The organism is Collinsella sp. i06-0019-1H4, from assembly GCF_042849575.1.
GTDB lineage: Bacteria > Actinomycetota > Coriobacteriia > Coriobacteriales > Coriobacteriaceae > Collinsella.
Genome location: NZ_BAABYB010000001.1, coordinates 1282321 through 1301733, shown reverse-complemented (window position 1 = coordinate 1301733; position 19413 = coordinate 1282321). Strand labels below are relative to the sequence as shown.

The window sequence follows — 19413 nt, the reverse complement described above, 5'->3', positions numbered from 1 at the left end:
GATGCCTCCCCCTTCAATATTGAAAAGTTGCGTTGATGCGTAATTATGTTATTGCACAGTTATGAAGCAGCGTTCATACGTTGTTGCGTAGTTACGTTATGTCGTAATTCTACTATTGCCGATACGATGGCTCGGCTATGGAGACCATCCGTCATCCGGCCTGTCGTCATCCATGTCATGGACTACATACCAGCTGTTGCCGTGGTGGCAGATGTCGCGCAGGGTTCCATCCCCCATCTTCACGCGCCAGCTCTCGCACACGCGCCCCTCCCCCAACACCCACGATCGCGTCTCGTGCCAGCCGACCTCCGCGAAGGGGAAGATTCTGCCGTCGTACCATTTGATACCCCAAGGTACGTACTCCCCATCTGGCCGACACTCGACCAGGGCCGTCACGAGCCTGATTGACTTCTCCCCCACGCCGCCTCCCCATTCCTATTTATGAACGAACGCGTGTTCTATTATCACACATCCAATAGAGTGGATGCTGGACATCTGCAAGACTTGGCATTGCGGGCCGAGGTGTCACCAGATGGCACCAAACGACCCCGCGCAAGAGCTCCAACGGTGAGATTCTTATCTCATGGAAACCCTTGGGAGAAAGGGCTAGACGATTATGGCAAAGAAAAAAACTGAGAGCATACTGGTTCCGCTGCTGCCACGATTCGATGCCGCGGGCATATATGATCCGTATCCCTTGAGGACTTCGGTTGGCAAGATGACCGTTACGAGAGACGATGCGTTCCCGGGGACAATTCGATTTGAGAATTGCGTTTCCTTCAAGGACGAAGCACTGGTCGAGTCAAAGGTATTCGAAACTCTTTTGCCGTTCCTGGGAAGCTCCACATCGGCCGGATATGTCATCAGCGTGGATTATGACCGAGATCATCCGACTCCTCTTCGCAAAGGTGAGACTCGCGCCAAGGACGACAAGGGCCTGCCCCGAGGGTTTGAAGCGGAGCAGTTGGAACTCCCCATCCTCGCCTGCGCTCTTAAAACTTACGACATCGCGGTAGATATGCCAGCTGAAGCCCTTTGCTATGGCAAGTTAGACCGAAAGCATAGAATACGCTATCGTGATCCTGCTTCCGGTCATGGGGGTGAATGTTACCTAATAGCGGACGGCCTAAACTTAAAGCTCATGCCGGATTGCAAGATCACGAAAGTCTGCTGTGAGGAACGTGAAATAGTCAACCACCTGGCAGGGCTGCAAAGGCTTGCCGTATTTAACCCCGTTTACGCAGAGGAGCTGCTCGGCCCCGCCGACGGGAATGTGGTTACCGTCCAGGAGAGAGTCGAGCTTGTCCTGGGCGCCGGCTCCTCACCCGATTTCATACGCAAAATGAATGAGGCCGGCTTCATCTCGGAGGGGGTTCCTGCTCAGTACCGTGATTCGATTCTCAGGAAAGCGCGTGAGCTTTTCGATACCGATCTCGAGATATGGGATCAGCATGTCGCGCCGATGTTCAAGGAGCATCTGGACCTGAATATGCCTTGGGTCGCCGGGGATTTCTATGGCAATCCGAGGAAGGCTGAGCTTAAGAGCGAACAGGAGCCAGCGGAAAGGGTTGTCCCGGCACCCGCCCGCGCTCTGCCCGTATTTAGGCCGGAATAGACATGAGTACGCAGGTGCGCCCGTCGGGCAGCTCCACGGTCCCCTATGGCCATGAGAATCTTTTGGAGCGAAAATGACTCCCGTTACGGTCAGTCTCGTGGAGAGACCCGGCCGGGAGCCGAAGTTCAGGTGGATCGAGCTTTCCGACGGTCGTAGATTCCAGGTCCGCTCCACGGGCGCATCTGTCCCCTGCCCCGGGCGAAAGACGGGCCACCTCGCCCGTATCTGGAGCGTTGAGATCGAGTGGAAGGGCAGGCCCGTCCACCGCTTCATCGTCAGAGACGACGATGGGTACTTTATCGTGCGTTCGGGAGAGGACTCCTAGAGGGTCGTATAGTCCAAGTGCGAGATCGGGTAGGTGTCCTCGTAGACGTATTCGGATGAGTTCGATGACTTTATCTTCACCTTCACGGGCTGGCCCTCATCCTCAAGGAGAAACGCCTTGCAGACCGAAATCGAATAGCCGGGCTCGAGTGTCTTCATCGTGTTGGAATCGCTGTATTTCGTGCACTGGGAGAGCTTCACACCGTTTTGGTAGCACGAGACGTATGACACCGGCGCCCGGCTGTCATGGTCGAGGCTGTTCTCGAATGTCATGCCGACAAGGAGGAACCGGTATTCCTTGCCACTCGAGTCCGTGGCGACCTTTTTGTAGACGCCATCGACTGACAGCCCCCTGGAGGCGTCGGAGGAGCTCGTATCGCCTATCCCTCCAAAGGAAAACGCCTCGTCCTCGCTCTTCTCGGAATCCTTATTCTTCTTCGAATCGTCCGATCCATTTGCCTTCTTTGAGCCGCCGCATCCTGTAAGGGCCAGCGAGGCCATGGCGGCCAGGACGGCCCTCCTGCTGACGTTGACGATACCCATGAGTTACCACCCATCAATTAAATTAAATGTCACAACCGATAGAGCACGTATCCCCTGCCGCTTGCCGCCTTTTCAGCGCCGGGGCAGGCTTTTCCAAAGCGTTTTACGTTGGAATCCCGCACGATAGCCCACGTCCAGCCATCCTCCTTAAGGACCCCGTAGTCCCCTTCCAGACTGTCAACGTAGGCACGGTAGTCGTTTGCCTTGCCGTTGCCGGAGATCGCCTCAGACCAGATCTCGGGACGCATGTCGTAGGTCACGGGCACCCTCGCCCACTCGAGGTAGTTCATCACCGTGGCGTCCTCGGACCATATACGACCCGGGTTGTCACCCAGGGCCTCGACGATCTGCGCCATATCCGAGTCGATGCCCCTCCATCCGGTCTCGACCCCGCGAGTATCCGAATCAAGCGAGTTAAGGCCGCTGTTGACGATGGAGAACGCTAGAACGAGGACCATAACGGCTCTCCCGGCAATCAGCAGGCGATGCACTCGGGGGCCGATTGCGTCGCCCTGGTCGACTGATACGGCGACAACGAGAAACGAAACCGTCCACGTTATCCAAAGGCACCTGACGACAAGTGCACCGGCGATTGCAGACGCCGCCCAAAAGGCCAGAAGCCACCTGGGCGGGAACCGCCGGGCAAGGCAGCACGATACGAAGGCCACAAGGATTGAGGCGCCCCAGAACAGGGCCGCGGCAGGCATTACCCAAACCGGATTCAGCTCGAGGATGACCCCGCCGTAGGATGCGGCTCCTAGCGAGCGGAGCACATAGAGCGAGCCGTCGATACAATATGGGTTTACAAGCGATTCCGCGGCCATGCCGGCAACCGCCGCGATCAGGGGCAGCCTGGAGCGCCACCATGCGCGAAGCGTCTCGGCGGTCGCCTGTGTCGAGATCTCGCCCTTTTCGGGGAGCAGGAAGCATGCGGCGACGGCCGCCGGCAGGGGCCAGAGCGCAGCCTGCAGGTTCACGGAGAGCAGCGACACGATCGGAAGCGCCAGAAGGCACCGCAGGTTAGCGCTTTGTCGCCACTCCAGGCAGATGGATATGGCGACGAACAGCAGCGCCGCCGTCCAGATTGACGGACGGATGGATAGATATGAGGTCATGAGGGAAAACCCTACCGCGCCGATCAGCAGCGGCACCCATGGATAGCGCGGGACTCGCGCCAGCCGGCAGACGGCGCCGGTATAGGCACACAGTGCCAGGGCGGCGGGAATCGCCGCGGAGACGGCGACACCGGTGTAGCCGGCGGCCTTCCAGCACAGATAGAGCCACGCGTCGTGGAGCCACTGTTGGAGCACGATGCCTTGGCCCTCGACTGCGGTGAACGGGTTTACTCTCGGGATGCCGGATTCGACGACCTCGCGCCCCGAGGCGAGAAGAAACCAGCCGTCGGTATCCAGCGTCCCCGCTGATCTGATAGCAGGGACTATAGCAATGATTGCCATGGATAAGAGAAGGGCGAGCGCCGTGCAGGCCCCGTGAACGAGCCTTTCTGCATCAATTCGCATCAATCGAGTCTCCTGATTAAGAGCGGTCGGTCTGGCTCGGTGAACGTACCGGGAGCGACCTCGATGCCCCCGACTGCTCCTCGCGGTGCGAACAGGATGCGCCAGGGGGCAACCGAGGCATCGAGCGAGACGACGGGCCAGGATTGATTCGAGGGGTCGAAACGGCCTATCCAGCACACATCGACCGGGATGCGCATGAACAGGGTGTGAAGGGACCTGCCCCTAGCGTAGACCGTCCCGCAGGACTTCGCTATCGACCTTGCGCCCATATACCCGATGGCTTTGTCCCTGAACGTCTTGCCGGCCCTCAGGGACAGCGGGACTTCGGCACCGGACCTGGTCGTGGCCACGCAGGGGATATCGTATTTGAAGCTCATGGGCCGTCTCCTACATGAGGGAGGTGAACGTTTGGGCGATCTGCGCCACTACGGGCGCCAGGACGACAATCAGAAACACGGGCAGGATGAATAGGATGATCGGGAAGAGCATCTTGGAGCTCAGTTTCTCGATCTCGGACTCCACCTTGAGGCGCCGATGCTCGCGGACGGTCTCGGCCTGGTCCCGGATGATGTCGACCAGCGAGCCGCCCGCACGCTCTGATTGAGCGAACGATGCCGCGAAGATGGTGAGGGATGGCACCCGCGCGCGTTCCGCGAAGCGCAGGAGCGCCTCGGTGCGAGACGAGAAGCTGGCCTCGTTGGCCACGCGCTCGAAGCCGCGCGCAATGGCGCCGTCCATCCTGCTACCCACCGTATGGAGGGCAAAGTCGATGGACGAGCCCGCCGACATGCAGATCGCGAGAAGGTCGAGGGCGTCGGGGAGCTGCCTGTCGAGCTCATCGCGCCATTTCGAGCGCTCGTTGAAGAGCCACAGCTGCGGCACCGCGAGCCCCATGAGGACCATCGCGGCGAAGACGCCGAGGCCCTTTGGGCCGCCGATGAAGACCGAGGCGATGAGGCCGGCCGCGGTGAACCCCGCGGCGCTCGCGACGCGAAAGGCCCAGAAGGTCGCCGGCTGCATGGTGAGCCCCGCGCGGTCGAGGGAGTCCCGCGTGGAGTCCATGACCGAGCGTGAGATCGGCGCGAGCTGCGATACGACGTCGGACACCTTTTCGGCGATGCCGGGAAGAGACGAGGACGATCCCTCGTCAACAGCTGACTCGAGTTCGAAGATCCGCTTGAGGGCGATATCCACGCCGAGGCCCGCGACGACTCCGAAGAGAAGGAATATAAAGCCGGTCGTTATCGTTTCGAACATCTGAGCTCCCCTAGTCGTACCTTATGTTGCTGATTTGCTTGAGGACCAAGAAGCCCACGATATCGAGAACCGCTCCGACGGCCAGGCACGCCCATCCGGCGGGCGTCATGAAGAACTCACGGTGGATCTCCGAGCTGATGGACATGAGCAGCAGCATGACGACCGGCGCGAAGCCGACGAGTTTCGCCTCGAATCGTGCCGAGGACGTCTTGGCCTCTGCCGAACGCTTGGCCTTTACCTTTGCGCGGATGGCCTCGCCCACTCGCTCAGTGATCTCGGAGAGCGAGCCGCCGGTCTGCTGGGATACGGAGACGGCCGTGGAGTAGAGTCTTAAGTTCGAGCTTTCAGTTCTCTTGGCCATGTCGTCGAGGGCCTGCTCGATGGGGCGGCCGTTGCGCAGGTCGCGTTCGAGGATGGCGAACTCCGATTTCAGGGGCTCTGCCATGTGTTCGGCGACAGGTGCGACCGACTGCGCGACTGAGGCGCCCGTGCGCAGGTTCGACGCGATGAGCGGCATGGCCTCACCGAGTTGCTCCTCGAAAAGGCCCTGCTCTGCTCCGCGCTTCAGCCTAACCCAGATCGGAAATGCCGCGATGCCGAGCGGGAGTGCGGCAAGCGCACCCACCGCCGAGCCGGTGGCGAGGATAAGCACGGAAGGGGCGAAGGCGATAACGGCCCAAAGCTGCGCGGCCTCGGAGACCGATAGCTGGGGAGCAGCTCCCTGGCACACGCGACGGAGTGTGCCGACGAGTCGGTTCCCGCCGGCATCTTCGGTTGGGTTCTCCGGGATGGGGCCGGTTTCCGCGCGCTCGCGCTCGACGCGCAGCTTTCTGGCCGTCAGGAACAGGACTATTCCCATAAGGAGCGCCGGCAGCGCGGGAATGAGGGCCGCCGGGGTTATCTGCCCGCTCATCGACGGAACCAGAAGTCGTCGTCGACGTATACGCCGCGCGCGAAGAGCTTCTCGCGGTGCGCCGGGGTGATGCGCTCTCCCGTGGGCATGAACTCACCGAGCACCTTGCCGTCCTCGGAGAAGCCCGTCTGCTCGAAGCGCATGATGGTGCCGATCGTGATGACGTCGCCCTGCATCCCCTGTATCTCGGCGATCTCGGTGATCTTGCGCGAGCCGTCGATGTCGAAGCGGTTCACGAAGACGATGAAGTCGATGGCCGAGGCGATGAGCTCCATGATCTGCTCGCTTCGCATCTCGGTTCCGGTCTGCTGGATCATCGAGCGCAGACGCGTCGTGGCCTCGCGCGCGTTGGAGGAGTGCACGGTCGTGAGCGAGCCCTCGTGGCCCGTCATCATGGCCTGGATCATGTCGAAAGCCTCGCCGCCGCGGCACTCGCCGACGACGATGCGGTCGGGGCGCTCGCGCAGCGCATGGATGACGAGCTGTCGGATGGTGATCTCGCCCTCGCCCTCGATATTGGGGCGGCGTGCGGTCTTGCGCACGACATGGGGCTTTTGGAGACGCAGCTCCGGCGCATCCTCGATCGTGACGATGCGCTGGTTGTCCGGGATGAAGGAGGAGCAGGCGTTGAGCAAGGTCGTCTTGCCCGAGCCCGTGCCGCCGGCGATGACGACGTTCATGCGGCCCAGGACGATGGCCTCCATGAACTCGAGCATGCGCTGGTCGAAGGTGCCCAGCGCCATGAGGTCCTCGGGCTCCACCGCGTCCGGTCGGAACTTTCGGATGTTGAGGATGTTGTGGTCGACGGCGATGCCCTTGGCCGTCGCAGCGACGCGCGAGCCGTTGAAGATGGCGCCGGGTCGGTTGAGGATGCAGTCGCACAGCGGTTGCGCCTCGTCGCAGCGACGACCGTCGGCGGACGCGATGCGGTTGATGACGAACTTGACATGCTCGTCGTCTTCGAAGGTCACCGGGGTCTTCTGCAGCAGGCCCGCGCGCTCGACCCAGACGTCATCCGGGGCGTTGACCATAATCTCTGAGATCGTGGTATCGGGAAGCAGCTCCTCGATGGGTCCGAGATAGTACAGGTCGTTGATTCCTGCCTGGATAACCGCATCGAAGGAGTCGTCGTCCAGGCGTGAGCCCTCGGGGCTGGAATCTACGATCTCGGCAAGGAGGTCGCGTGCGCGCGCGTCTCTCTGCTCATTGCTTTCGGATGCGTCGTTGGCTGCCGTCAGCACGCCGGTCGCCTGGCGCACGGCGTCGCGCTCGATTCGGAGCAGGTCCCTATTCAGCATTGTTCGTCTCCCCCGTCTCGGGAAGGGCGACGAGCCTGATGCCGCTCGCGCTGGAGAGTGCGAGGGCCTGGTCCTCGGTCACCTCGATGGTGACATTCGAGTAGCCGTCAGACTTGGAGCCCGACAGGTTTCCGTCGAGCGCGATGACGCGGATGGAGTCGGCCACGCGTTCGGTCGTCACGACCTGGCCGTCGCTCACGCTCGCGAGGACATCCACCTTATCGCCGACGGAGAGCAACGGGGAGAGACCGGTCGAGCTGTCGAGTGCGACGGTGTAGGCGACGTGCCCCTCGGTCACGGCTGTGGTAATCGAGGCCGGCTTCTTGGAGCCGGAGACGGACGAGAGCGAGACCGCGGTACCGGAGGTCTGCTGGGTCACGGTCTGGCGACCTGCCACATCTGAGACCTTCTTTGCTGCGTCCTTGGGCGCAAACGCCTTGGGAACGCTCGCGACCGTGAGGTCTGACGAGGAGATCACCTCTCCGGGGGCGATGTCGCGCGTGACGGTGACGACCTTGACGGTCGACTGCTCGAGGCGCGTCAGTTCACCCTGTGCCTGGGTCCAGCGCCAACCGGAGAAGCCGACCGTCGCGACGGAGACGGCGATGGCCACGCCGGCCACTGCGGCGAGCCTGCGGTCCTTGCGGGTACCTCCGGGCTGCGGCCCGCGCTGTCGGCGTGCTGTCGCGGCCCCTGCCGTGGCTGTCGTCCTCTGGCCGCTCTTTGCGTTCTTGGGGGCCGTGTTTGGCATGGGGCTCGACTTGGTCGCACCCATGGCGGCCTCTTGCGCCATGGCGCGCTCCAGCTCGTGGCCGAGCGCTTGCTTGCGCCCGCGGAGCCTGTCGACGCTACGCATGCGCCCAGCCTCCACGGCCGCGCGCTCCTCTGCCTCGACCTGGGCGATCTCGGCCTTGATCTCCTCCTGGGACCTTTTCTTCATCGTCTAGCTTCCTTCCCGGGACCGATGAGTCCCGAATACCTGAGCAGCGAGTCACGGTTGACGCGCCAGCGGTTACCGAAACGGGCGCCCTCGAGCTTTCCCGCCGCGCACATCCTCTCGATGGTCCTGGGGGTGACGCCGACCGCGTCCGCCGCCTCACGCGACGACAAAAGCGCCGGCATGAGGTCATATCTCCCCTGGCGCATCAGGTCGTACATCAGACCCAAGGGTCCTCCGATCTGTCGTGCTATTCCGACACATAAAGAATCGCCCCGCACGGGCTATCGTGCGGGGCGATTTGGTGCCATCGGGTGACAATCTGGGCGAGGCTCGCGACTGGCTCTATTCGGTGCCGTCGGGTGTCGTTTCACCGGACTTGCCGGCGCCTCCCGTAGAGGCCGGCAGCATATCCCTCACGGCCTTGGAGAGGCTTTCGGGCGCATCGTCGAGCGAGCAGACGCCGGTATTTGCCGAAACGTTGCCGTCCTTGTCGATCGTGTACTCGCACCAGCCGTTTCCGGTATCGGCCGGGCGCCACACCGTCGTGGACGAATAGGGATGGAGCGTCCAGACGGCATCGGAGCGGACCTTTAGCTCATCGATGCCGGCGAACCTCGCGAAGGTCGACGGCCACGTTCCCTCGAGGACGACATAGACGCCTGCGTAGCGGTCTGCAGCCCCACACAAGCTCTCGGGGGCTTCGACGTAGTAGACCGTGGCCTTTCCGGTATAGCCGTTGGCCTTCAGCATCTCGAGCACCTCGGAGCGGGCCTCCTCGCCCGGATTGTCGGCGTATTTGACGGCATTGGCCTCGCCGAAGCAGGACTGTCGCGTGCTCTCGAGAAGCGAGCCCTGCCATGTCCTGTAGGCGAGCGCGCCGCCCAGATCGACGGCAAGGGCAATAAGGAGGGACAGGGGAATGAGCATCACGACGAAGAAGGTCGTGAGCTGGGCATGTGCCCCACTCCCCCTGCACACACGGCACTTCATCTAGATGACCTCCCAGTCCGAATAGCTGATGTAGGAGCGCGTGATATTGCGTACGGACCTCTTCCCGAACACGTTGTAGGGCGCCGGATAGTCGTAGACGATCTCTGCCGATACCGTAACGGTCCTGCTCTCGGTCCTGAGGTTCTCGGTGCCCAGGTCGCCTGCCACGGCGCTTCCCTGCCCGAGGTCCTCGTCGGAGTCGAGGGTGACGGAGGCGTTCTTCACCGTAAGGCAGTCGGGGTCCACATCGGCAGACGCGCTCACGAGCTCGGTCACGAGAGCGTTCGCGTCCATGGAATCCCATCCCGCGGGTAGCTGGTCTGCGAGGTGCGCCAGCGAATAGTCGATTCTCGCCCGCTGGTAGCCCGTAAAGCCGAAGCCCATGATGGCGAGTACGACGGTAAGGGCGATCGGGAACACGAAGATGAACTCGGTCGAGATGAGTGCCTTGGGCACACGGTTGCAGCGCACCATCACTTCACCTCCGATGAGATCGCGGTGGCAGAAGAGGATTCAGGCTCGCTTTCGGCAAGGCCGTCGAAGACGGCCAAGGTGAAGACGCGACGGCACGGAATCTGGACGTTGACCGTCACAGATTTGCGCTCGATGGAGGAATCCCTGGACTTGTCTCCCACCCTGAGTGTCACGTCCTTTGCCGCGAGTGAATTGTGCACGATCGCGACCGTACAGCTGTCGTCGAGGCCGATTGCCCCCCTGACGTAGGTCTCGACCTCTGAATCGGTCAGATCGGGGTTTGCCGCGGCGTAGCGTGCTCCCTCGGACGCCGCAGAGGACGCGAGGGCCTTGCACCTGCTCATGTTCGCGCAATCCACGACGAGCGCTAGCATGGCGATCATGATGGGAAGGAGGAGGACGAGCTGGGTCACCATGACGGCCCTGAGCCCCGTACGTTTAGACCTCATAGCAGATAACCTTTCAAGATTGCGATTAGCGTCGCCCCGACCAGGCTCACCGACAGCACGGCGTTGTAGGGGACGTTGTCCTTGAGGCGAGCGCAGGCGGGGATATGCCTGATGGCTAGCTCCAGGATGCAAGCACATAGAAGATGGGTGGCGAGAAACTCAAATACGGTTCCGGCAGAAAGTACCGCCGTGAGCGCTATGGCCAACGTGAGGTAGTCGCCGGCGTGCCAGATGACCCCACCGACCTTTTTCATGACAAAGGAGGTCAGGGCAAACGCGGCGGCAAGGGGGATTGCGATAACCGCCCACGCATAGGGCCCCCAGGGGGATGACAGGGCGCCCGCGACCGCAAACAGGAGCAGCATGGGCACTGGCGCGACCCTGAATCTCATATCCTCCTGGCCAAGTGCCACGGAGGCTGCCAGGAAGACGGCGTAGGGAATCGAGATGAGCGACCCCGTCCACGATGCAAGCAGATAGGGGTAGACGAGGAGAATTTCCGAGGGCAGCGGAGGGTTGTAGCGGCGGGCGTACGCCCCGGTGTCCCCGTGTCGGGAGAGTTCCGCGTCGACATCCCCCGCGTCGCCTAAGGAGATGAGCGTTGAGGGGTTGACGCCGTAGTTGAGGGCTTCCCTCTTCACGGCGCCGATCCATTTATCCCTTTCGGCATCTGAGGGTTGCGCCTGGAGCATGGACTTGTCCTCATGCTCCAATGCGGCATAGCGCCAGCGCTGGTAAAGATGGGAGGCGCACCAAAAGCCGCAGCCGACGGCTAATGTGGTCGCCAATCTGACGCCAAAAGACACGGGAGCCTCCTCGATATAGGCATAGATACTCATATTTAATTTTGTGGTTGCGTTTGCTTAAATTAAGGCTAATTTGGTGCCAAGCGGTGACACCATTTCGATTGAAACGCCCATCCATTCGACCCAAGGCCGTGGCAATGGATGACCTGCGAAACCGAAGTGGCCGCGAAGAGGCTGCCGAGAGTACGGCATCGAGCGAAAAACGTATGAAGCGGAATCGCGTATCGCTGCGAAAGAGGTGCCTGCGAAGCCATTAGGCGTATCGGCTAATTCCCGCGCCTATAAAGCAATTGCCCGAAAAACGATACCTGCAAAACTGCGGAGCCTCCGTTCTGAGAACGTATGAGTTAGGCGGCCATTCATGACGTGGCACTAAATGGCAAACGTGTAAAAATACAAATGCTTAAGCACTGGTAGGGGTAGGCAGTTGCTCGTAATGCGATTCCTTCGAAACATGCACGCGCTTGGCTTTGCTGCCTTGTGGTGTAAGTGTCTGCTCGAAGTGCGGTGTCTGCGAAGCATAAGAGTGGGAAAGTCCATATTTATGCCTAGTGAGCAGTCGCTCGAAACGCCATGCCCACGAAGCCGTGCCGATTGACCCCATCATAAAAATGGCGGTAAGTCTCTGCGCGAAACGCCATACTTGCGAAGCCCGTGTGCGTGGATGCGAACAAAGTCGCGCGGTAAGTAGCTGCTCGAAGCGCAGTACCTACGAAGCACTATTTGACCTTGGCCGGAGAATATATGAGGTAAGTTGCTGCTCGAGGCGCGGTACCTACGAAACAATATCCATCCTGAGAATGATGCAAAGTAGAGTAAGTAGCTGCTCGAAGCACGATACCTACAAAGCAAAGCAATTTCTATTGTGCACACATTACAAGGTAAGTAGCAGCTCAAAACGCGGTACCTACGAAGCTGAGACGAGTTGGGACACTTGGCTTGGTGGGGAAGTAGCTGCTCGAGGCGCGGTACCTACGAAGCTTTTGTCTTCTTCCATAACGGCGAATATAGGTATGTAGCTGCTCGAAGCGCGGTACCTGCGAAGCTCAATCGCCTTCCGCATTCCCGCATTTTTAGGTAAGTAACTACTCGAAGCGCGGTACCTGCGAAGCCGAACGAGCTCTTCAAGACTGGGCCCCTGCGGTAAGTAACTACTCGAAGCGCAGTACCTACGAAGCGCGTAAATCAAGCCGTTGGGGGAATCGAAAGGTTAGTAGCTGCTCGAAGCGCAGTACCTACGAAGCTGGTCCAGGACCATAGATAGGACGGTTTACGGTTAGTAGCTGCTCGAAGCGCAGTACCTACGAAGCAGAAAGACAAAAGCAATCGCTGGCTGTACCGGTTAGTAGCTGCTCGAAGCGCAGTACCTACGAAGCTGAGTGCCCAGTAATCAGCGATTTCATGCAGGTTAGTAGCTGCTCGAAGCGCAGTACCTACGAAGCTCAATCTTTCTTCGCTTTTCTTTTGAACTAGGTTAGTAGCTGCTCGAAGCGCAGTACCTACGAAGCGCATTGCTCCAGATGATCCATCGAGTTGTCGGTTAGTAGCTGCTCGAAGCGCAGTACCTACGAAGCGCAACTGGTCCGTTCTTGGCGGCTTCACCTGGTTAGTAGCTGCTCGAAGCGCAGTACCTACGAAGCAGTGGAAGCCAATCGTGTACCGCAAGTACAGGTTAGTAGCTGCTCGAAGCGCAGTACCTACGAAGCAAGCGCGACCTGTACGACTGGTGGCTCGGCGGTTAGTAGCTGCTCGAAGCGCAGTACCTACGAAGCGACCGATACGCTCGTCGGCAATGCGCAGTTGGTTAGTAGCTGCTCGAAGCGCAGTACCTACGAAGCACAGTCGAAGCGTGGTACCGCAACTCCATGGGTTAGTAGCTGCTCGAAGCGCAGTACCTACGAAGCCGGAGAATTGAGATCGGCTGGCAAGCGACGCAAAAGAGCAGCTACTGAAGCTGAATAGTTAATTAATAGATTAGAAAGGGTTCCGACAATTTTTGGAAACCATCCAGTTTCCGCCCGGAAAAGGGATGATAGCGTGAGTTCTGTAAAAACCTGACAGCTGACGGATCATCGGAAAACCGTGCTATCAAGCAATAAGCCTTATTTGAAATTTCAAGGTGCACGCACCAGTTTAACGGTTTAGACGTTACGGGAGAAGAGGACCCGATCTCTATCTATATGCCACACTGGGATTTCGAGATTGGTAGTGTCTACCTCCCGGTATTCGAGAAACAGCATTTCCAGACCCTCATGGCGCGCCTTCCGAGTTAATTCCAAGACCTCGGCCGGGTTTAGCTTGTCGATTAGGGCGATTACAGCAATTGACGGATTCAGTCTCGTATCGCAAACGTAATCCATGAAGGAGAAGAATTTCCTTAGCAGGGTAGTGGCCGGCTCGCGGCGGGGTGACAGCGAAAGCCATTTGGCGAACGATTTGATATCTCGTTCCGTGTTCCCAATCAATTCCGTTCGAAGGGAATACCCCAATTCTGCGATCAACATCTCGATGCATGCCCTGATCTCATGCGCTTTGGTTGCCAAAGGCTCACAGGCCTCGATCTCAGACACCATCCTTGACGTATAGGCGCCGGTCAACCTCCGGTCATCGAATGGGAGCTCGATCAAGCTGTCGATAAGGACGATATCTCTCGGCTTGAGCCTTCGCTCCCCTCGGTATAGCGCGATGCCCGGCTCCCCTTCCCTCAAAAGCGACTTGGCACATCGCGACAGCTCGTTGAAATCATCGAAGGATATGATTCCAAGTCCGTCCGGAAAATCGATTGTCTCCCCTATCGTTTCGAGCTTGACGATCATAAGACGATAAAGTCCTCTCCGGTAACAAAATGTCCCTCGTCAGACGGGCTTCCGCATAGCGTGAGCATTGAGCAAAATGAGGCCTCGGTTACCCTGAGCACCTGTACTAGCCCCGCTTCTGGAAGGCTGGCCTTGAGCCTAGAGATTGCAGCCTCAGCATTCTTGGTATCGACCGCCAGGCGGGTGTAGACGGAATTCTGCAGCCTCGTATAACCATCCCTGACAAGAAACTGCCTGAACCTCGAGTACTCATGACGGTCCTGGGCATCGGCCACGGGTAGATCATACATTACGATTATCCTCATGAACCTTATCCTCCCCCGTTCCCCATCAAGGCGTTCCTGGCGCCGAGATCCCATCTGCATCGCCAGCCCCCTCTATCACACGAAGGCATCCGTCGACCCATAGGTCGATGGCGTCCGACACCCGGTAGCTCCCATGGCCATAGGGAATCCTGTCCGCGAGTGTGGACGCAAGGAGCCTTTTCACAGACGGCGAGAGATCGCGGGGGCGCTCCAGCTCGACTTTCCGATCGACCAGGGGCCTGAACGGCTCCACGAGGTCGCAGGCGAGGTTGTAGGGGTTCGTCTTGGAGTGGTGGTGGATTCCCACCTGGTTGAGGTAGCCCTTCGCCGCGATCCTGCACGCTGTATGCGAGAGCAGGATGGAATAACCATAATCGAGGGCGATATTGGTTGCATCCGCGTGCGGTACCCGCACGAAACCGTCGCCGAACAGCGCTTGGAAATAGCGGCGGGCACCTGCCGCCTCGCGCCCTGTCGAGTCGCCCGCGCGGACCTCTCCCGCATAGGATGCAAGCAGCTCTGCCTCCAGGTCATGGCCTGAACCGGCAAGGACGTTGGCCTGATTGTCCAGCTTGCACTCGATGATCCTCTTCCATAGCATCTTTCGCGGCCAGGCGCCCCAGGACATCTGCGTAAGGACCCTGCCGTTCGTATCGATCGTTGCTGCCGTTAGCGGCATCAGGATTGATGCCGGCATATGCCGGCTATCGGTGAAAATGACGCTGCAGCCCCTTGCCGCGAGCTCATCGAGCAGGTAGGTCGATATGAACGCGGCCTTTCCGTCGACAACGATGCAGTCGAGCTCGTCGGCACGCAACAGGACGGGTCGGGGGTCGCCGTCACGGTGAACGGCGACCCATCCCGCCTCATAGCGCAGTTTCCGGGCGTTCTCCAAAAAGAGTGTCTTACCCAAGGGTGGATACCCTCTCGTGAAGGCCCGCCGCCGAAATGTCAACGATAGCGAAACCGGCCTTGGGGTCGTTGACGATCTTATCGAAGGTCATCGAGAGCGTACCCGCGAACGCGCTGCCGCCGAGGGGCCTCACGTCGGCGGTGCCCCTGATGCCGGATAGGAGCTCCACGACCTGGACCTCGGACTCCGCTACCGCGCGGACGGTCTTAGCGAGATCGTCCGCTTCCGTATCGGCGAACACCTCCTCCGGCGTCTTCAGGGCACCCAGCTTGAGCACCTTTGAGACGCGGGGGAAGTTTGCCGGGGCGAGCGCGAGAAGGCGTGCCCACAGCCGGCAGAGAACCTTGGCATCGGATTCAAGATCGCGCCTGGGGCTCGGCTGCTCGCCGTCGACCATGCGCTCGACGATCTTGAGCAGTCGGGTGTCGGCTGCGTCGAGGGCGAGCTGGCGCACGGGGCCGGCGGTCTTCAGCCCCTTGACCCTGAAGCGCTCCCCGTATGCCTCGAACACGGTCTCCTTGAGGATCCTTTCGCGTACGACGCGGACGAATCTCTCACCGGATTCACGGCACAGCGAGCGCGCATAGAGCTCGGTGAGCGAAACGGTCGCCTTGGATGCGATGGACGTGGGCACGGGGGCGAACCTGAACAGGTTTCCCTTCTTGCCCTCGCTCTCGTAGATCATGAAATAGGCGAACGTCTGGGCTGAGTAGCCGCCGAACAGGGCTGCATCACGGTCGCCCTTCACGGGGATGAGCTTCGTCTTAGAGTCGCGTGGGGAGTAGACGGTCTGCTTCCAGAAGGCCCCGCCCTCCTCGTAGGGGGCAAACGTCACGCGAAGGTTCTTCCAGGAGCAGGCGCGGACGAGCCTCTCTCGCTCGAAATCGGAATCCCACAGCACCTCTGCCGTGTCGTAGTCGACGAGGTCGCGGAAGAACCCGCCGGAGAAGAAATCGAGCTCTGAGTCCGCCCCGCCCCGGCGCTCCTGCGCCTCGATATCGCGCATAATGCGCTCGTAGAAGGCCCTGTTGTTCGACCACATGGGGGCCCTCGTCTCGATGAACCTGCCGGTCGTGAGAGCGATGAGGGCATCGTGGGCGTGGTAGTAGCGATTTGCTTTTCGGCTTCTCGGGATTTCCGCGCGCCTCCTGACCGAGCTGGCGACCCCGGCCTTCACCGGCACGACCTTGACGCCCGTGTAGGTGGCCTCGAGGACCGCGGCGATGAGCTTGCACTCCTGGCTCGTCTCGGTCAGCTGGCGCCCGACGATTGACTTCAGCATTCTCTCGGAGATCTGCGCCCTCATGAGCGCGTTGAGCTTGCGCTCGGTCATGAGGCCCGCGCGGCGCAGGTGCATCCAGAAAGGCGCCATCTTCCTCTGCACGTGTTGGGGCACGAGGATCGAGTCCTTCTTATCAAGGCTCTCGGCGTACAGGACCAAAACCTTGTTGTCGAGCGATTCGTCCCTGCGCACCGACCTGGGCAGGATACGGTCGACGCAGTAGTCGACCGACGCGATGCGCGCGATATCGATGGGCTTGCCGGAGTAGAGGCTCTTTCCCGCCTGTCGGAAATAGAGGTACAGGCGCTCGTTGATCTCCTTCTCGTCAAACATCCCCAGCTCGCGCAGGAGCCTGGCGGCATCCAGGTCGCGGCGCGCGTCCTCGTCGAGCGCCTTCAGCGCGGCCTCGATCTCCTGGGCGCGGCTCCGCGACCGCTTGCCCTTCAGCTTGTTCGAGGCGGTCCTCGTGACCTCGACGTAGACCTTTGCCGGGGCGCATCCGGCCACCGAAGCCATATCCTCGATAACCTTCATGGCCTGCGAGACGCCGCGACGAAGCGCGGGGGACCCGGGCAGGGCGTCGATGCCGAGCTCACCGGCCTTCTCCAGCGCGGTGGCGTTGACCTCGTCAATCCTCGCGCGGAAGCCGAGGTCGGTGTCGCTCAGGACCTGCATCAGGTTCATGGACGTGCCGCGGAACCTGCCGTAGGGCGCGCCCTGCTCGAGAACGTCCATGATGCACATGTCGCCGCGTGCGGTATCTACCCACACACCGGTGAGCAGGCGCTCGGAGAGCTGGCCCCAGCCCTTGAGGCGCTTCGCGCAAAAGGCCTCAATAGCGCCCTCGTCAAGGATATCCCCGTATTCCTTGGCGACCTTGCGCTTCAGGATGGAGCGTTCCTCGAACACGGTGTTCCACAGGATGATGTCCTCTGCCATGGACTTCTGGGCGGCCGTCAAGGACCTCACGCCGAGAAGGCCTGCGATCCAGGCCGAGACGGACAGGCGCGACGTCATCCTTTTGGCATCGGATACGCCCTTGACGTGGGGGTGTGCCATCGTGAAGTCGCGCGAGAGGATGTTTGTGATTCGGCCGAGGGTCATGACCGAGCCGTCCGATGCGGCCTCGACAACGGCCGCCCTCATCGCTGCATCGAGCGGCAGCCAGTCCTGGCCGTCCTCGGTGTAGCGGATGCCCGCCAGCTCGTTCAGGAACCGGAATCGCTCGTAGATGAGGGAGTTCGCCGGAAGCACGTCCTCATCGACCAGATAGGTGCACTTGCCCGTCATGCGCCGGATGAAGGCCTCAGCGGCCGCATCGGTATCGATATGCTCCTCGTAGTTCCAGGGTGCGACGAACGCGCGCTCATGGCCGGGAAGACGGCGCGACCACGCGAACCTCGCCCTGCCGTTGGCGTCCAAGGGCGCGGCCGAGGAATCCAATGGACCTACGTAGTAGGGGATCCTCGAGGTCAGCACCTTCAGGATATGGGTGCCTGCGTCCTTTAGCCAGGGATAGAAGTTGCCCTGGGCGTCGATGATCCGGCTCACGACCTCCGCATGGAGCTGGTAGGGAATGGCGCTGTTATCAGTGGTGTGGATGCGGCGAAGGAACCTGTGCTCTCCGAGAGCGGCGACCATATCGATGTAGGCCGGGTCCTTTACGGCATCCGTTCCCTTAAAGAGCCTCTCGACCCTCTTCTTGAACTCCTCGTAGGGAATCACGTTGAGGTCATATGCCGTATAGCCCATATTCCTCTTGGCGCCGTCGAGCTTCTTCACGAGCACCTTGTCATACCCCCTGCGGCCGGACCTTTTCGGGCCGCCGAAGAAGTCCCTGTAGATGGCAAGCCCGTCCTCGTCGGCACCGTCTTCGGAATCAGCATGGACGATGTATTTCAGTGCGAGGTCCTTCAGGGTGCGCAGCTGGCGCCCGTACACCTCGTACTGGGCCACCTGGTTGTGAGAGAGGGTCTTTCCGGGCGCAAACGAGAGGAGGCCCTGTAGGCGCCACGCGGAGTAGAGGCCCCTTGCGGCATCGATGGTCGGGGCGAGTCGGTCGGGACAGTTGGCGAGGAACTCATCGAGCGCATCGGCGTCGGATACGGATATCTTGCCGATCTGCTCGCCCTCGAGAGCGAAGGCGTCCATATTCGCCTTGTAGCCGGCGACGAGGTCGCCCAGAGCCTTTGCCTGTGCGCGGGCGATCTTGGCGTCGATATCGTCGCCTGTCACCGATACGGCGCCGGACACGGCCTTTTGGAGCTCTCGGGCAGTCCAGGAGCCGTCCATACAGGCAAGCGCGCCGCCGTCGAGCTCGATAGCCTCGCCACAGGTCTCCCCCAGGGCATCGAGCTCGCGCACGAGGGCCTCGACCTGAGCGGAGGGGTCTGAGTTGGCGGACGTCACGTCGTTGCCCTCCATGAGGAAATGCCCGCGGCGCACGACGTGGTTGGCGATGGCCCAGAAGATGAGCCTGGGGTCGTGGGGGCCGTCTGATTCCATGAGGTCGACGTCGAGGTGCGCGAGCGTGGGATAGCCGTCGAGAAGCCCCTGCCAGGCGGCAGCTGCGGGATCCGCCGCGATATCGTCGCGCATGAGTTTGTAGGACATCCTGCGCCTGACGAAGAAATCCGGGTCTGTGGGCGCGATCGCCGGCGCGAACACGCGCTCCATCTCGCGCTCCCTGCCGCGGGCGCGCTGGAGCCTGCGCCTCGCCGCGCGCGGCATGCGGGCCTCCGAGGCGTGGAGCGCCTCCTTGAAGCAGCGTGCGCCCATCACGGGCTGGCCCTTGTGGTAGAGGACCTCACCGCACTCGTCGGTGGCCACGAACCCGACGCTCGTGCCGTCGAGGTTGATTCCGGCAAACCAGGGACCGTTGATATTTTTAAGTTTCCTAGCCATGAGTTCTCCTGTGTGTTATAAAGGGATTGTGAGTTGCTGCTCGAAACGCAGTACCTAAGTCGAA

General features: G+C 60.7%; 18 protein-coding genes and 1 CRISPR repeat array. Of the genes, 1 reads left to right on the top strand and 17 read right to left on the bottom strand.

What is annotated here, in order from left to right:
* Positions 1 to 135: 135 nt before the first annotated feature.
* Positions 136 to 261, bottom strand: a complete 126-nt coding sequence (locus tag ACGHEN_RS05635) for a hypothetical protein (protein ID WP_390397943.1) — start codon at positions 259 to 261, stop codon at positions 136 to 138.
* 355 nt (positions 262 to 616) lie between these two features.
* On the opposite strand from ACGHEN_RS05635, the gene ACGHEN_RS05630 reads away from it, so the two are divergent.
* Positions 617 to 1615, top strand: coding sequence for a hypothetical protein (locus tag ACGHEN_RS05630; RefSeq protein ID WP_390397940.1), 999 nt, complete (start codon positions 617 to 619; stop codon positions 1613 to 1615).
* Positions 1616 to 1936: 321 nt separating this feature from the next.
* Here ACGHEN_RS05630 and ACGHEN_RS05625 read toward each other — a convergent pair whose 3' ends face one another.
* From ACGHEN_RS05625 to cas9, 16 genes are all read right to left on the bottom strand, one after another.
* Entirely contained in the window at positions 1937 to 2482 is a 546-nt protein-coding gene (locus ACGHEN_RS05625; RefSeq protein ID WP_390397938.1) for a DUF5067 domain-containing protein, read from the bottom strand.
* Positions 2483 to 2511: 29 nt separating this feature from the next.
* A complete protein-coding gene (locus ACGHEN_RS05620; protein WP_390397935.1) occupies positions 2512 to 3792 on the bottom strand; it encodes a hypothetical protein in 1281 nt (426 codons plus the stop codon).
* 209 nt (positions 3793 to 4001) lie between these two features.
* The gene (locus tag ACGHEN_RS05615; RefSeq protein WP_390397932.1) at positions 4002 to 4379 is read right to left on the bottom strand and encodes a hypothetical protein; all 378 of its coding nucleotides are present in this window, start codon (positions 4377 to 4379) and stop codon (positions 4002 to 4004) included.
* A gap of 10 nt (positions 4380 to 4389) precedes the next feature.
* A complete protein-coding gene (locus tag ACGHEN_RS05610) occupies positions 4390 to 5259 on the bottom strand; it encodes a type II secretion system F family protein (RefSeq protein WP_390397930.1) in 870 nt (289 codons plus the stop codon).
* 10 nt (positions 5260 to 5269) lie between these two features.
* Positions 5270 to 6172 (bottom strand): type II secretion system F family protein, encoded by a 903-nt coding sequence (locus ACGHEN_RS05605; RefSeq protein WP_390397927.1) that lies wholly within the window; start codon positions 6170 to 6172, stop codon positions 5270 to 5272.
* Positions 6169 to 7470: a CpaF family protein gene (locus tag ACGHEN_RS05600; protein ID WP_390397925.1), complete on the bottom strand. Its 1302-nt coding sequence runs from the start codon at positions 7468 to 7470 to the stop codon at positions 6169 to 6171. The genes ACGHEN_RS05605 and ACGHEN_RS05600 overlap by 4 nt, the downstream gene beginning before the upstream one ends.
* The gene (gene cpaB / locus ACGHEN_RS05595) at positions 7460 to 8410 is read right to left on the bottom strand and encodes a Flp pilus assembly protein CpaB (RefSeq protein ID WP_390397923.1); all 951 of its coding nucleotides are present in this window, start codon (positions 8408 to 8410) and stop codon (positions 7460 to 7462) included. The genes ACGHEN_RS05600 and cpaB overlap by 11 nt, the downstream gene beginning before the upstream one ends.
* Positions 8407 to 8628, bottom strand: a complete 222-nt coding sequence (locus ACGHEN_RS05590; protein WP_233543348.1) for a helix-turn-helix domain-containing protein — start codon at positions 8626 to 8628, stop codon at positions 8407 to 8409. The genes cpaB and ACGHEN_RS05590 overlap by 4 nt, the downstream gene beginning before the upstream one ends.
* A 124-nt stretch (positions 8629 to 8752) precedes the next feature.
* Positions 8753 to 9400, bottom strand: coding sequence for a hypothetical protein (locus ACGHEN_RS05585; RefSeq protein WP_390397920.1), 648 nt, complete (start codon positions 9398 to 9400; stop codon positions 8753 to 8755).
* Positions 9401 to 9874 (bottom strand): pilus assembly protein, encoded by a 474-nt coding sequence (locus ACGHEN_RS05580; RefSeq protein ID WP_118334620.1) that lies wholly within the window; start codon positions 9872 to 9874, stop codon positions 9401 to 9403. It lies immediately after the preceding gene.
* Complete coding sequence (locus ACGHEN_RS05575; RefSeq protein WP_390397917.1) at positions 9874 to 10323, bottom strand: TadE/TadG family type IV pilus assembly protein; 450 nt, start codon at positions 10321 to 10323, stop codon at positions 9874 to 9876. Before ACGHEN_RS05575 ends, ACGHEN_RS05580 begins: the two co-directional genes overlap by 1 nt.
* Positions 10320 to 11015 (bottom strand): hypothetical protein, encoded by a 696-nt coding sequence (locus ACGHEN_RS05570; RefSeq protein ID WP_390397914.1) that lies wholly within the window; start codon positions 11013 to 11015, stop codon positions 10320 to 10322. Before ACGHEN_RS05570 ends, ACGHEN_RS05575 begins: the two co-directional genes overlap by 4 nt.
* Positions 11016 to 11745: 730 nt before the next feature.
* Positions 11746 to 13033: a CRISPR direct-repeat array (repeat unit 36 nt; unit sequence GGTTAGTAGCTGCTCGAAGCGCAGTACCTACGAAGC).
* A 237-nt stretch (positions 13034 to 13270) separates the two neighbouring features.
* Positions 13271 to 13945 carry a type II-A CRISPR-associated protein Csn2 gene (csn2, locus tag ACGHEN_RS05565; RefSeq protein ID WP_390397913.1) on the bottom strand — a complete coding sequence of 225 codons (675 nt, stop codon included), beginning with the start codon at positions 13943 to 13945 and terminating at the stop codon, positions 13271 to 13273.
* Positions 13942 to 14310, bottom strand: a complete 369-nt coding sequence (gene cas2, locus ACGHEN_RS05560) for a CRISPR-associated endonuclease Cas2 (RefSeq protein WP_390397910.1) — start codon at positions 14308 to 14310, stop codon at positions 13942 to 13944. The genes csn2 and cas2 overlap by 4 nt, the downstream gene beginning before the upstream one ends.
* A complete protein-coding gene (cas1, locus tag ACGHEN_RS05555; RefSeq protein ID WP_390397908.1) occupies positions 14276 to 15163 on the bottom strand; it encodes a type II CRISPR-associated endonuclease Cas1 in 888 nt (295 codons plus the stop codon). The genes cas2 and cas1 overlap by 35 nt, the downstream gene beginning before the upstream one ends.
* Positions 15156 to 19349 carry a type II CRISPR RNA-guided endonuclease Cas9 gene (gene cas9 / locus ACGHEN_RS05550; RefSeq protein ID WP_390397907.1) on the bottom strand — a complete coding sequence of 1398 codons (4194 nt, stop codon included), beginning with the start codon at positions 19347 to 19349 and terminating at the stop codon, positions 15156 to 15158. Before cas9 ends, cas1 begins: the two co-directional genes overlap by 8 nt.
* Positions 19350 to 19413 lie beyond the last annotated feature (64 nt).